At 42.9% G+C, this 14,792-nt stretch carries 12 protein-coding genes; 4 read left to right on the forward strand and 8 right to left on the reverse strand.

The features are described from left to right. Positions 1-62: 62 nt before the first annotated feature. Together JF50_RS04880 and JF50_RS04885 are read left to right on the forward strand one after the other, a co-directional pair. On the forward strand, positions 63-5,999 hold the full coding sequence (locus JF50_RS04880; protein WP_160290452.1) for a toxin TcdB middle/N-terminal domain-containing protein: 5,937 nt from the start codon (positions 63-65) through the stop codon (positions 5,997-5,999). A 2-nt stretch (positions 6,000-6,001) separates the two neighbouring features. Next, positions 6,002-6,451 (forward strand): hypothetical protein, encoded by a 450-nt coding sequence (locus JF50_RS04885; RefSeq protein WP_039608371.1) that lies wholly within the window; start codon positions 6,002-6,004, stop codon positions 6,449-6,451. A gap of 744 nt (positions 6,452-7,195) precedes the next feature. Here the strand turns inward: JF50_RS04885 and JF50_RS04890 are convergent. Next, positions 7,196-7,570 (reverse strand): hypothetical protein, encoded by a 375-nt coding sequence (locus JF50_RS04890; protein ID WP_039608372.1) that lies wholly within the window; start codon positions 7,568-7,570, stop codon positions 7,196-7,198. A gap of 410 nt (positions 7,571-7,980) precedes the next feature. Between JF50_RS04890 and JF50_RS04895 the strand changes: the two genes are divergently transcribed. Then, a complete protein-coding gene (locus JF50_RS04895) occupies positions 7,981-8,724 on the forward strand; it encodes an SDR family NAD(P)-dependent oxidoreductase (protein WP_039608373.1) in 744 nt (247 codons plus the stop codon). An 88-nt stretch (positions 8,725-8,812) separates the two neighbouring features. On the opposite strand, the gene JF50_RS04900 is transcribed toward JF50_RS04895, so the two are convergent. Both JF50_RS04900 and JF50_RS04905 read right to left on the reverse strand, forming a co-directional pair. Beyond that, positions 8,813-9,265 carry a hypothetical protein gene (locus JF50_RS04900; protein ID WP_039608374.1) on the reverse strand — a complete coding sequence of 151 codons (453 nt, stop codon included), beginning with the start codon at positions 9,263-9,265 and terminating at the stop codon, positions 8,813-8,815. Between the two features lie 11 nt (positions 9,266-9,276). Next, on the reverse strand, positions 9,277-9,642 hold the full coding sequence (locus JF50_RS04905) for a hypothetical protein (RefSeq protein ID WP_039608375.1): 366 nt from the start codon (positions 9,640-9,642) through the stop codon (positions 9,277-9,279). A 402-nt stretch (positions 9,643-10,044) separates the two neighbouring features. Between JF50_RS04905 and JF50_RS04910 the strand changes: the two genes are divergently transcribed. After that, complete coding sequence (locus tag JF50_RS04910) at positions 10,045-10,443, forward strand: hypothetical protein (RefSeq protein ID WP_039608376.1); 399 nt, start codon at positions 10,045-10,047, stop codon at positions 10,441-10,443. A 500-nt stretch (positions 10,444-10,943) separates the two neighbouring features. Here the strand turns inward: JF50_RS04910 and JF50_RS04915 are convergent, their stop codons facing one another. The 5 genes from JF50_RS04915 to corC all read right to left on the reverse strand — a co-directional run bounded on the left by JF50_RS04915 (position 10,944) and on the right by corC (position 14,791). After that, entirely contained in the window at positions 10,944-11,288 is a 345-nt protein-coding gene (locus JF50_RS04915) for a hypothetical protein (protein ID WP_039608377.1), read from the reverse strand. A 100-nt stretch (positions 11,289-11,388) separates the two neighbouring features. Further along, positions 11,389-11,925 carry a GNAT family N-acetyltransferase gene (locus tag JF50_RS04920; RefSeq protein ID WP_039608378.1) on the reverse strand — a complete coding sequence of 179 codons (537 nt, stop codon included), beginning with the start codon at positions 11,923-11,925 and terminating at the stop codon, positions 11,389-11,391. 1 nt (position 11,926) lies between these two features. Next, on the reverse strand, positions 11,927-12,166 hold the full coding sequence (locus JF50_RS04925; RefSeq protein WP_039608379.1) for a helix-turn-helix domain-containing protein: 240 nt from the start codon (positions 12,164-12,166) through the stop codon (positions 11,927-11,929). A gap of 191 nt (positions 12,167-12,357) precedes the next feature. Further along, a complete protein-coding gene (gene lnt / locus JF50_RS04930) occupies positions 12,358-13,935 on the reverse strand; it encodes an apolipoprotein N-acyltransferase (RefSeq protein WP_039608380.1) in 1,578 nt (525 codons plus the stop codon). Beyond that, the gene (gene corC / locus JF50_RS04935; protein WP_039608381.1) at positions 13,913-14,791 is read right to left on the reverse strand and encodes a CNNM family magnesium/cobalt transport protein CorC; all 879 of its coding nucleotides are present in this window, start codon (positions 14,789-14,791) and stop codon (positions 13,913-13,915) included. Before corC ends, lnt begins: the two co-directional genes overlap by 23 nt. Between the last annotated feature and the right edge of the window lies 1 nt (position 14,792).

Raw genomic sequence — 14,792 nt, forward strand, 5'->3', positions numbered from 1 at the left:
TCTCGCCTAAAAATTAAATGGCTGCATTTTTTGCAGCCATTTTTCTTAAAAACAGGACTTTTATGAAACAAACTAATAAGCTGGTAATTGCGAGTTTGTCGCTTGTGAGTGCATGCTTTTCGGCATGGGCCATTGACAATAGTGCAATACAGCAAACACATATTAATTTACCTCAGGGACCTGGTAAGCAATTTGGTCTTGGAGAGCTCTATTCTGTTGCGGGCAACCAAGGGAGTGGAGAATTTACCTTACCCATTAAATTGCCAGCTGGCAGAGGTGGGTTAACGCCGGAGCTCAGTATTGATTATAATGCAGGGTTTGGTAATGGCTTAGTGGGCATTGGCCACCGGTTGTCAATCCCCTCAATTAGGCACCAAACAGATAAAGGGCTGCCCGACTATCAAGCGGCAAACAGTCGTTTTGTCTTATCAAACGGTGCCGAGTTAGTGCACCTAGGTGGGCAGCGTTATCAAGAAAAGCTCTCAGGCAACCCATCAGTATATGAATTTACCAATGGTGCTTGGCGGGTGACCTTGCCTGATGGCAGTCAGTGGCAATTTGGTACTGCGGACCAATCTCGTACTGTGGGTGAGGGTCACACCTATGCGTGGCATCTGGATAAAGTCACCGACACAGCGGGCAATGCAATTGATATTGACTACCAGCGCCTAGATGACAGCGCAACGGTCTATCCTAAATTGATCCGTTACAGTGCTGATCAAGTGCAAGTATCACTGGATTACGAGCGCCGTGAAGATGCAGTGGTAAACTACAAACCTGGGTTTGCGCTGATCATGAATCATCGACTCAAGCGTATCTCAACGCAGGTACAAAACAGTGTCGTTTCTCATTATGAGCTTACTTACCACCCTAGCACGGATTGGCACACTCAATCTCGATTAAAATCTTTTACTGCCTACTCAGGTGATAAGCAGTTGAGTCAGCCGACCATAAGCTTTGAATATGGCGAGTATCCGGGGAGTTATCAGGCACACTCGCTTGATAGCGCAAAGTCACTGCCATTTTGGAATGATAATGCGGGCTTAGTTGATTTAAACAGTGATGGTCTGGTTGATGTGATCAATACCGGGGTAAGTCGCCACGCTTATTGGATAAATCAAGGCACGGATCAAACGGGTAAACCGGTTTGGGATAATTATAAGAACATGACTATCTCATCGAGCTATCGACTGACGGATGAGCATGTTCACCTTGCCGATATGAATGGTGATGGTAAAACGGATTTATTGATTGGCCGTCAGCGCGATACCTTGGTTCAAGAACTGGATGAAGCAAATAATTGGCAAACGTCATTCAGTTTAAGTGGCTTGTCTTATCAGCTTGATAACAGAAATACCATTCTGATTGATATTAACAATGATAAACGCACTGATGTCTTGTATGCCCATACAAGCCGTGGGCGGGTGCTGCGTCATCTTGCACAGCTCAATTTAGAAAGCGGTTGGAGCAACCCGATAGCATTGTCTGTACCTTCGCAAGCAATAGCGTATGAGTTCGGAGACAGCAATATCCGATTTGCAGACATGAATGGGGATGGGTTACCTGATTTAGTTGCCATCGTTAATAGCGGAGTGCGTTACTTTCCTAACCGAGGTCTTAAAGGGTTTGGCGCGCCAGTGATCTTTTCAAACTCACCGAGGTTCGATAGTTCTAAATTAGGCAGTGTTAAAATCACGGATATGAATGCCGATGGTAAAGCAGATGTCGTGTTTGCTGAGCGAATGCGTGCAAGCATCTGGCTTAACAAAGGTATTAGCACGCAAGATCCCACCTCAGCCACGTTAACGCAGAGCTATGATATTGATTCGCCTCAAGTGGCGAGAAACATGAGCATAGACTTGGCGGATGTAAACGGCAATGGCAGCACAGACATTGTTTGGCAGCTGAGCTCAGGTGCTTTGAGTTATGTGTACTTTGTCGATCTGTTTGCCGAGCAACCAGCCAATATTTTGACCAAAATCGACAATGGCATGGGGTTGGCGACTGAATTACAGTATCAATCTGTTGCACAGTATATGTATCAAGCAACACTCGCAGGGCAAGCTTGGCAGAGCACAAGTCCTGTTTCTATGCCGGTTGTGTCAGCGATTTCCACGCGAGATAGCGTGACAGGTGTTGTATCAGAACAAATATTTAACTACCAAGACAGTTATTATTACGCACCGGACAAAGCGTTTAGAGGCTTTAAACAAATCACCACCACGCTGCCACAAAGCACCAATCAAGCAGCCCAAGAGCGCATAGCGCAATTTAATGTCGGTGATGTACACGAAGTGCTATCAGGTAAACTGACACAGCTTGTTCGACAAGATAAATACGGAGTTTTTGATAGCCAGCAATTCACTTTTGAGCCGAGAACTTGGCACCAAGGTGCGCAAGGCGATGAGCGCTCTGTGCAGTTTGCGGCGATGGTGGCGTCGACGCAATCAATCCAAGAAAAAGGCAAGGGGACAGCAGTCACTGTCAGTGAAAAGTTTGATTATGACGCATTTGGTAATGTGATTTATATTGAGCAATCTGGTCGTCAGGATGGGCAGTGGCAAGATGCACGTATTATTTACAATGAGTATAGTGCACAGCTCGGTGCCGCTGTAAATAAGGGCATAGTGAATTTACCAACCCAGACGAAGATCACGGATCTTGTGGGTAATGTAGTCGCTAAACAGCAATGGTTTTATGATGATGACAGTTTTTCTGCGCAGCAAGGGACATTGTCTCGCGGATTAATGACGCAATCACGCCAGTGGTTTAATACACAAGACCCGAATGGTTATATCGATACGGTTAGGCAAAAGTACAATCAATACGGGCAAGTCAGCCATGTATATGGTCCTTTATGGGGACGACAGCCTGGACATGAAACCAAACTCAGCTATGACCCCACTTTAAACACCTATGTCACCCAAATCGATTTGAGCACAGGCACTGACACACTGACTGCAACCGCAGAGTATGACTTGTCATTAGGGGTGATCACCGGATATCAACATTATGATAAAGCGCGTTCTGCATTTGAATATGATGCTTTGGGACGTTTAAAGAAAGTCATTAAAGCAGGTGACAGTATTGTATCACCGACGTCTGAGTTTAATTATCATATTGGTAATGGAGTACATAATTGGGTACATGCTAAACACAAGGCGGGCGATACACAGTACCATAACAGCTATACCTACTTAGATGGTTACAGCCGCCGATTGATGGTGCGCTCAGACAGTGAGCATGCTGGACAAGTCATTGTCAGTGGCCGCACGCAGTACAATGGGCGAGGCGCCATCGTTGCCAATTATTTACCGTATTTTGCAACTGGGTTTGATTATCAGCTAGAGTCAGCTTCAGCCGACGAACAATTTCATTATGATGCTTTAGGGCGATTGGTTAAACACACCCATAACTTTAAAAATGGCCAAGGCCAGAACGCCTATGCAACCGTTGAGTACTCGCCATTTTCTGAATTACACCTTGACCCGGAGCAAACCGATCCAACCAGTGCACACTATGGTGCTGCGACACGACTCACCTTTGATGCATTTGGTGGTAAGCAAGGCCGGCTGCGTCAAGTTGATGAAACTGTTGCGGTGTCAGCAGATGGTCAGTTATCGTCTTTGAATTCGTGGCAGACTCGTTATAACTATGATTTACAGGGTAATTTAACTCAGTATATCGACCCACAAAATAATATGCGTTCGATGACTTATGACCAAGCAGGGCGTCTAACCTATGTGAATGACCCGAACCGAGGTCAAAAGTGGTACGCATATCAAGGCAGCATATTGCTGGCGGCGCTGGATGCCCGAGGGCTACCTGTTGCCTATCAAGTGGATGGCGCGAGCCGTTTGGTGGCCAGCTATCATTTAGCCAAGCAAGCCTTACCGCAAGCCAGTGAGTGGACCCCCAGTATTGATTTCACGAAGTTATCGGCGCATACGCGATATGCATATTATGGCAGTGCAGATGTATCTTCAGGTCGTTTGAAGTCCATTACGCATCCATTTGGCAGTCAAACACAGAGTTACACCACTCGTGGTCAAGTGGCGCAACTGAATAAGTCGATTAAGTTGCCATCTGGACAAGTTAACCAGTACCAAATGGGCTACGAATATGATGCCGCCGATCGGTTAAGTGCTTTTGTTTATCCTGATAATACGCGCCTTACCTATCAATATAATGTACGTAGTTTAGTGGAGTCGGTATCAGGCGTTGCCAGTGCTATGCAATACAACGCAGCCGGTATGCCAGAGCATTATCAATGGAATAACGGTGTGTTGGGTACTTATCAGTATGATGATGCCTTGCGCTTGACGCAACTGCACAGTGAAAAAGACGGTGTTACCTATCAAAAGATGGGCTATCACCATGATAATGCTGGCAATATAACGCAAATAGATGACCTTAGAGACAGTCAATCACTGGCCAAAATTGCCGAGCACCTCGGTGTGTCGCCGACCCTGATCAGTGGCCTCAATACATCGGCTAATTTTGTTTATGATGATTGGTATCGCTTGATTAACGGCCAAGTCGGTGGTGTCAGTTACGACTATCGATATGACCTGATTGGAAATAGAATCAGTGCGAGCACACAGTCTGTGCAATCGGCAAAAAGCTTGATTGGGTTAATGCAAGGTGGTGCGCAAACCGATTATATGTATGGTGGTGGCACACATGCACAGACCGCTTGGCATCGCATTGGTCGTGCTGCCACTGAAGCGGGTGGCCCGAATGCCCTCACTCACCTGACTGTGCAAGGCAAGGCCTCATCGCTGAGCTATGACCCTGTGGGAAATCGCTTAACGGATGGTGCGACGCGCTATTCTTGGGACAGAGAAAACCGCCTAATGTCTGTCAGTGCAGACAAAGGTCAGTTAGAGTTTGGCTATGATCATGCCAATATGCGTTTGTTTAAGTACAGTAAAGCGGCTGATGGTTTAACGAATACCGTTGTCTATGTCGACAGGGACATCGAGTTTAGGCAGGGTCAGTTATACAAATACGTGACGCTCAATGGTAAACGTGTTGCGCTGTCACGCCAATCATCTGGCGCGTACCAAAGTGAACAGTACTACCTGACCAACCACCTGGCCTCAACAGAGCTGAGTCTTGATAGCAGCGGTCGAGTGACCAGTGCCATTAATTATGACCCCTATGGTAATCAAACGGTTAGCCTTGGCAATGATGCCATCACACCCTATCGCTTCACTGGTAAAGAGTTTGATGAAATATCAGGGCTAGGGTACTTTGAGCAGCGTTACCTCAGCAGTGTCCATGGTCAGTTTATCTCGCCAGATCCGATTTTTGCATTGCCAAACCGGTTTTTTGATCCTCAAGATTTCTCTGCATATAGCTATACAAGAAATAACCCTCAATCGTTTATCGACCCTGATGGCAGAGCCAAAGGCGCTCCTTCGCTATTGCGAAAGCCATCCAAGGTCGCATATGAAGGGAATGTCTTTGCTGAGCAGCTAACTGGTGCCATTGTTAATTTATTGCCTGAAGGCAAATTAAAAGACACTGTGATGCGACAGCATCAAGGGATCAAAAGCCTTCGTAAGATGCAAGAAAAGTCTAGCAAGCGACTACTCGATATCAGCCAAGGTAAAAAAGACAAGGGAGCTGTTACAGGTAGTAGTGAGGCAGGGAAGGTGGCGGACGATGCTTTAGCTGGAGGAAAAAATCGTGGGGCAGCTTCTTATCTCGAGGTGGATGGACAATTCTTTTCGGGTGTTAGTGGTAGTAAAATAAATTATCATCCAAAACTTAAGAAAGCCTTAAATAGTGTTCCAAAATCTCAGCAATCCCCAACACATGGATATTGCTCGGAAATTGTTTGTATAAATAAGAGCTTGCAATCAGGGGTAGATCCTGCTGGTGGAAATATGAAGACTGTAGCCATTGGAAAAACTAAGCCTGGCCATGGTTTAGATAAAGATGCATGTAGTACCTGTAGTCATGTAATGCATAAATTTGGAGTAAATTATTAGTAATGAAAGTTGATGATTTAATAGATGAAGTAATTTATGTTACTGCTGATAAATATAAGTACTGTATTATCTTAATGCTTCGTTGCTTAAAGCTGATCTCAGACGAATGCCCTAAAGTTGCTAGTCAAAGTATGAAAGTTGCTAATGATTTTTGGGTGAAAGCGGCAGTTAATAGCGAAATGTTGGACTCAGCTAGAGTAGAGTGTTGGAATTTCCTCGATGCAAATTCAGCTTCTACAAATATTGAGCAAAGAGAGTTTTGTGCTGTAAGGGCTGTAATATGCGTTCTTTATCCAGAGCCGTTCTCAGATGATAATGGGGAACTTCTAGATTGGTTTTTTAAAATGCTTTTAAATATTGTTCAAGATAATGAAAAGTTAATCGAAGATTCACTTGATATTCTTGAGTCTATGAAATCTGATATTAAACTAGGAAAGATACAGATTACCTAGAAGTAAATACATGACACCCATTCCAATATGGGAATGGAGTAAGAAGCCGTCTATGCTTTGATGACTATTAAAGCATGGATGGCTTTTTTTATGGAAATTGCAAGGAATAGACAAGTAAGTTTGGTGGATATCAAGTCCTATCGCAGCTGAGCTCGGTGTGTAAGGCGCGCAGTTTTATGCGAAGAGGATACAGAAACGGGCTAGTCTCACTGAGGAGCGTGAGTTGAAGAGACGTTATTGCAGCTTGCTAAGGTATTTTGTATTTTTTTATGTAGATGATAAAAAAGAAAAATATCTAAATGATAAGGCAGTTGTTATTCGTTGGTATAAGCAATTTAAAGGAACTTGGTTAATCCATTAATATATCAATGACGAGTCACTGACCAAGTCAAAAAGTTTTTTGCTATCAGAGATACACACATATAGAAATCACTTAGCGGATAATAGGGAACACTTAACGAAGAGATAACTCGTAAAGCCCATAAAAAACTCCAATTTACGACAGACATAAGTGGATTGTTTAACGCAGAAGTAAGTCTGAAGTGCGTCACAATGATGGATGGTGCTGTGTTTTTCAACGTCTCGAACAGAATGGCGAATTGCTCGGTCGTCAATCGTTGGCCTAAGCGGTGAGGCCATCACACAATTTTACCTATACTAGCAAAGCGGTGACTCGGTTATGTTGAGCTGTTTATGAGGGAGTTAAAACAAGCCGCTTTATGCGGCTTGTACGAAAAATAGCGGTTAGAATGTCGCGTACTTTGCTTGAATATAGATGTTTTCGCCCTCGTTATCACCACAGATACCATGGAATTGAAGCGGGGTATTGGTTGTTTTAGAATGCATAGCGAGGTCAAACATACGCTCAGCACCAGGCGAGCTTGCTGGAATATACGCGTAAATTGCAGTTGGGCAACCCGGCGCTTCCCATGTAGTATTGGTCCCATTTTTGTCAGCTTCATTACTGTCTACTGACGCGAAGTAATAGTAAGCGTTACCGTGATATACTTCGACACGTACTTCCTTTACTACCTTATCGGCTGTTATAACGGTTGCTGATTGTGCTTGAGATAAGCTTGAGAACAAAACAAGAGATGCAGCTAAAGCCAGTTTTTTCATATTAATTTCCTTTATTTTTAACCCGAACTATTCTATTTGAAAAATGCTATTTTTAAATAGTGATAATTTATTAAATTGTGTTGTTGCTTTGTTTTTATTATTTTTTTAATAAAGGTTTTGTAAACGGGTTTTTATGCGTTTTTATGAAGCTTTTGAAAATCTGGAGGGGTATTTTTTACTTAATTCTAGTAGTCCGTTAGCGAGCTTATTCACGCATCGATCAAGACTTTAAATACAGGGTTATGTTAGTTTATACACTCGGTGAGTGAGTTTGATGCTTTGTTTTTTTATCGCCTTTTTGGATTTTATGCCTGCTGTAATTGCGTTACCGCCAAGGGGGGAATGCGCTTTAGTATGCGAGTATATTCATCAGAACGACTGGCATAGCTGGTTGATATTAAGGAGTACATATGAAGGTTGTATTGATCACGGGTGGCAGTCGAGGTATTGGTGCTGCAACAGCAAAGAAGCTTGCGCAGCAAGGGTATGCTGTTGCGATTAACTTTAAATCAAACCATCATGCTGCGCAGCAAGTTAAACAAGATATTATAGACGCTGGTGGCAAAGCTGCGTGCTTTCAGGCCGACATCAGTGAAGAGCAGCAAGTGGTGGCGTTATTCCAATCGGTAGAAAAGCACTTTGGTCCAGTCACTCATTTAGTCAATAATGCCGGTGTCTTGACCCAGCAAATGCGGGTCGAAGAAATGACCGCTGAGCGGATTAATTGGATGCTAACGCAAAATGTGACGCCATACTTTATCTGCGCGCGCGAGGCGATTAAGCACATGCGCCAGAGTGATACAGGCCAACAATGTGCCATTGTAAATGTGTCATCGGCAGCATCTTATTTGGGCGGTGCGAATGAGTATGTGGACTATGCAGCGTCAAAAGGCGCCATCGATAGCTTTACGAAAGGTTTATCATTGGAACTGGCAGCAGAGGGAATACGCGTCAATGGTGTACGCCCCGGTTGTATTTATACCGATATTCACGCGGATGGTGGTGAGCCTAATCGTGTGGATAGAGTCGCAGACTTGTTGCCACTAAAACGCGGGGGTACCAGCGTAGAAGTCGCTAACGCAATTGCCTGGTTGCTATCAGATGAAGCAAGTTATGCAACAGGCACGTTTATTGATTTAGCTGGTGGTCTGTGATCCTCTTTATCGCCGAGTTGTATTTTACTGAAAAGGTTCTAAAAAAGCGCCAGATATAAGCGCTTTAATCTTTTGTAGGCGTTTGGGTTTAGAACTTACGGCGGTTAATTGAGAATGTTACCGCAGCATTACCCGAGTTTAAATCGAATGATGTTAGCTTGCCAGAGCATACCGCTTTATCACGGTATGAGCCGCCTTCACTTTCTGCAATGACTTCTTGCGGAAGCATTTTGCCGCTTCTGTAATCTTTCATAACAACAAATCGGAAGTGACATCTTGGTGAGATGGAACTCGTACCAAAGCTATACTCCAAGTCAACTAAACGTACAACAGTAGGGTAGTTGCTATATACAGAGAAACGTTCAGAAGAGTTGGCGCGTATCGTACTTGCAGGAGCCGGAGCATATGTTGATGTTTGTACATCTTTACTGGTTAATACGACCTCACCACTGCGATAATCATTTTCAACAGTCACTTGAATATTGGCGAGCGCTGCATGACTTAAAAGGGCGGATGCGACTAAAATACCTTTTTTCAACATTAATAATTCCTTTATGTTTTATTTGAATAATAACTGCCAGGTTGATAAGCAGTTACCAAAGATAGTATATCACCGCGTCCCTTTTTAAAAGACAAATTATCGGTTATTAAATCTTCCTTATTAATTGTTGAGCCGATTTGTCCAGAGTTTAATCCAAGTTGCTTCCCTAATTGCTCCATTTCTTCTTGCATTTGTGGCAAGATTTCATTTTTGACTTGTAAAGCGGCTTGTGCGTATCTTTCTCTTTGCTCAGGAGTGTCGGCTGTTTTTGCAAGTCTTTGAAATTCCTGTATATCTTTTTTTGCGCCTTGCACGTCACCTACTCGGCCATTGTAGCCAAAATAGATATCCATTAAACCACCAGCGATAGGTTGCATAACATTTTCCTTGTTAATTTTTATAGATTGAAACTGTTTATAGTATATAAGCAAGTAAGGTGCCAATCTAGTTGTGGTTTTTAAATTTAATTAAAATGTTTTTATATGCTTGGGTTATTTACTGGGGATATTTACATGCGCTGATTTTAATTGAGTTTATTATATGTCTATAACTGTAATTGTTTTTTTGTAAACAAATAAAATTAATTTTATATCCTACTATAGGTATTTTTTATTTATTCAAAGAGGGGGTAAGTGCCTTTGAAGTGCTGATCTTGCGATAAATTTTTTCATAAATTGCGCGTCTAGGCTTGGCAAGGTTGCATATTTTTCATACAGTGATTGTAGCAATTGTGTTTATCAATTGTGAACAATCTAACGGGTATATAAGGAATATTTAAAATGAAAAAAAGATATCTTATGGCAGTCGCTGCTGGCGTCTTATCGTTCAACAGCTTTGCAAGCTCTGTATCATGTTATGTCGATACGATGGCTTATGATCAATATAGACAAGGCAATTGTTGGGGTGGCGAGCACTATCCGGGTTTTGCGCCTGCAGTTGTGTTTAAAGTAAATGCCTCAAAACCGGTTGCTAGAGTTGATTGGGTATTCCGAGGTCAATATCGTAATGTCAGAGGCGGCACATGTACATCTACCACTTGTATCGTCGATGTGCGCAGCGGTGAAGGTGAAGTAACAGGGTGTGTAGATAGAATTTATTATAAAGACTACACATGGAAAGATGTCAATTGGTGTGCTGACGCCACATACTATTACAGTGATGGTGGTGTGATGTTTTAATTCTTTATTGGTCCTAGCGCTTTTTATTAATTAGGACTGATTTTGGAAAAACAAAAATAACGCTAAAAATGAAGTGTTCACAATAAAAGTGTAACTGGCAGCGATTGCTGCCAGTATTTTATCGTTTTATAGTGTCTTGTCTGATCATGAAGATATCAGGACATCAGGAGGCTGGCACTGAGTGTTTGTTTTGATGCAAATCACGGCATTTAGTGTGAACGAAAATAAAGTATCAAAGCGAGCCTGAAAGCTTGGTCTTAGACCTCAGTCGCAATAATCATCCTAAACACTCGCTCATGCTGGACTTAAAGTCGCATCGCATCTGCTTATTTAGGAATACATAGCTTAACTGTGTATTTAATTTGTGCATAGGCAGGTGTGTATTAACGCGCTCCTACTTACCGTGAAGTCATGACGAGTCGCTTTATTCAGGAGTTTACTTTTTATTAATCGCCCCCTGAACATAATAAGAAGGCCTAAAATACACAGTGTAATGGTTTTTATCTTTTCGCAATTGCGATCAGTGCGTTATCAGTATTACCGTCCCAGCAATGCGTGTCTCCGTCTTCTCTGTTCTCTAGTACAAGTACATATTCAGTCGCGTATTTTTCACCTTCTTCAATGGCTTTTAATACTGGACCGAGTAAGTATGTATGGGTGTCATAAATCCAGACGGGTGCCATCAGGTCCCCCGTGTGGGGGTTTTTATATTGCACTTCAAAATTGCCGTCTTTAGACACAACCTTTGTCACAATACCTGAACAAATAAAGACTTTTGCTTGCGCAGTGAAGGTGCTGCCAAGCATGCACAAGCTGATTAAAGCACTTAAAGTCTGTGTTTTCATTGATTCTTCCTTAAGTTTAATGGGTACCAGAGTTGGTGATAAACAGATTAAACTTGAGCGATGAATAAATTGTGTACTGCACATGTCATTTGCATTCAATTTACATTGATTGAGACTCACGACTATCAAGATATTTGTAATAGTAACTGGTGCTATGCAGTTGACCACATTTATCAGTAACATAGCAGGGGATCTCTCCAACTTTTGTGTAACCAATGGCTTGATAGAATAGCTCCGCTTTATCGCCACTTTGGGTATCTAAAACTAGTAATGTTCGTTTATTTTCCAATGCGCTGAGTTCCATATGGCGCATTAATATGGTGGCATAGCCCTTACGCTGTGTGTTGGGATGAACCAGCAACTTTTCGACTTCAGCTCGATGTTGACCATTTTCCTTCATACACAATGAGAGCTGTACCGCTGCCATTAAGCGCTCTCCTTGATAAAGCGCAAAGAGCTGGCGCTCTTTATTGGCCATTGCTTGGGCGACTGATTGCCAATATTGCTGCAAAATGTCGGGGTTGGCTGGCGCATGAAAGCCTAGGGATGCGCCCTGCTCAATACAATCTATTAGCAGTGTACACAGCTGAGTATACGCATTTAAATCTAGGGTATTAAGTTGTTTGATTGTGAGCATGTTAGCAGCCCTTATTGAGCTGTTCGATGTCAGCTTCTAGCGCATTTAATTGCTGTAATAACTTTTCTTTTTGTTTATAAAGCTTGTTTAGTTGTTGGGTTTGACTGGTATTGTGCGCACGTACCGCGCGATATAACGCTTGCTTAGATATTTGATAAGTCTCGGCGATATCGCTAATGCTCAATCCATGTTTGCTCACCATATAAACGGCTTGTACGAGTTTTGGTGTGTTGTTTAACAAGTTGGGTTCCCTAATTGACTTTGTCGTTATCGTGAACCTCTGAGCAAGAAAGAATAATGCCAGTTATATAAGGTTAATAATTTCAATAAGTTAGTTTTATTAGGTGTGTACCAAATGCGCCAAAAATGGGCTGTGTTTCTGAATTTGCACCATTTTGAAGCGCATATCGAAGGGGAGTAAAGTCAAAGGCATTAAAAAAATGCCTTTTCCATTTTTGATGATAAGTAACTTTTACTATTAATTACTAACACCAGTAGCAATAAAATACCGACTAAAATCCAAACTGGTGTATGACCATGCTGACTAAAAAAACTATGGCCGGATATCAGTTTTAAATCTGTACTGAGAATACCACTGGTAAACTGGGCTATGGTGACCTGTTGGTTTGAAATAGGATCATATACCCCACTTATGCCATTGTTTGTGACTCTTACCATCGGCCTTTGCAATTCCAAAGCACGCATTCTGGCAATCTGCATGTGTTGATGTGGCCCATGCGAGTCGCCAAACCACGCATCATTACTCACGGTAAATAATATGTCTGATGAGGCGGTATAATTGCCTCTGACAAGCTCACTAAAAGCAATTTCGTAGCAAATTGCTGGCAACACGTGAATGCCATTGGCAAGTAGGTTATTTTGCACCGCATCTCCGCGAGAAAATGACGACATGGGCAAATCAAATAGGGGGGCTAAGGGTCTAAGTAAGTCCTCAAAGGGGACAAACTCACCGATTGGTAACAACTGGTGCTTCTGATAGCGGTTTCTGTGCAAATACTGATATTGCCCTTCGGTATCATCTTGATGTTTTTTACCAAGCACTATCAGGGTGTTGTATACATTGCGTGTGTCGAATTGATAGTCAGGAATGCCCGTGATCAAGGCGGTATTGTTAAAAGCGGCGGCTTTGTCTAAGTTGACCAAATAATCAAACGCATAATCTTCAATCTCAGGGATTGCGGCCTCTGGCCAAACAACCAAATCAACATCCGCCCAGTTTGGTCTGGTCATGTCTTGGTATTTAGACATGGTAGGCCAAAACTGTTCGGGTTCCCAACGCAGGCTTTGCGCTATGTTTCCTTGCACCAGTAAGGTCTTTAATTGCTGACCCGTATATTTGGTATCTGTGTTTTGCATCGATAATAAATAAGCGATACAAACAGGCAGCATCGTCATGAGAGCTGCTTTATATTGTTTATAATATACCAACCAATAAAGTGAGTAGGCGATGATGACACACAATACGGTTAAGCCAAATTCACCTATCCAGGGTGCCAATGTATTGAGTGGTGAGTCAGTAAGCGTATAGCCAAAACTGAGCCATGGGAAGCCCGTTAAGAGTGTGCCTCTTAAATATTCAGTGATGGCAAAACCACTTATTAAGAGGGCGAATCGCTGCCAGGGGTGTTTACTGTAGCGGGTCGCAAACGCAAATGCCAAAGCTGGGTAAAGTGCTAAGTACGCACATAACATCGCCATGGCCATGAGCGACAGCACAATGGGCAATCCGCCAAACTGTGCAATAGAGACATGCACCCAGCTTATACCCAGCGCAAACCAGCCAAAGCCAAATAAAAAGCCGTATTTGGCAGCTTGCTTAGGGGTGGGTTGATCTGTGACATAAAAGGCAATGGCAAGGCAGATAAATGTCAGTGGCCATATGCCAAAAGGGGCGTATGCAAAAGTAAGCGCACAGCCAGCAATGAGAGCAAGCCATGCGTTTTTATCTTTTGCAAATGCGGTGAGTTTATTCAGTGGTGTCTTCAACATGCTCTGTTTTTGGAACAGTGACTTGAAGTTGCAATATACGGCGGTTATCTGAATTGGTTACCTTGAATTGTAGCGGTCCTACATCAATGGTTTCTCCTTTGCTTGGCATATGACCAAATGCATGCAGGATAATACCACCAATGGTGTCAGCTTCTTGTGTATCATAATCTGTCTTAAAGAATTCATTGAATTCTTCAAGCTGTGTTAACGCTTGTACATTAAACACATGCTTTGACAGTTGACGAATATCTTGTTGCTCGCCTTCATCATCATGTTCATCCTCAATCTCACCGACGATGGTTTCAAGGATATCTTCGATAGTGACAAGGCCTGATACGCCGCCATATTCATCAATAACAATCGCCATATGGTAGCGTTTTTGTCTAAACTCGTTGAGTAAAGTGTCTACACGTTTACTTTCTGGTACTACAATAGCCGGACGCAAGTACTCTTTAATCGCAGGTAGTGCGCCATTCTGCTGCACTATCAGGGGCAAGAGATCTTTTGCAAGCAAAATACCTTCTACGTGGTCTTTGTCTTCGCATACCACAGGGAAGCGAGAGTGACTAGACTCCACCATAGCAGGGAGTTGAGACTCCAAGTCTTGCTCGATATCTAGCGTTATCATCTGAGAGCGAGGGATCATGATATCGCGAACCTTAAGTTCAGAGACGCTCAATACGCCTTCCATCATTTCCTTAGTCTCAGGGTCGATAAGTGCTCGCTCTTGAGCGTCAGCAATAACTTCTACCAACTCTTCTTTGTTTTGGGGTTCCCCTTGCAGCATCTGAGTGATGCGTCCCAGCCAGTTTCTGCTAGAAGAACCCTGGCTACTTTGCGAGTTATCGTCGCTCATT

This window comes from Pseudoalteromonas luteoviolacea (assembly GCF_000814765.1).
Classification (GTDB): domain Bacteria; phylum Pseudomonadota; class Gammaproteobacteria; order Enterobacterales; family Alteromonadaceae; genus Pseudoalteromonas; species Pseudoalteromonas luteoviolacea_H.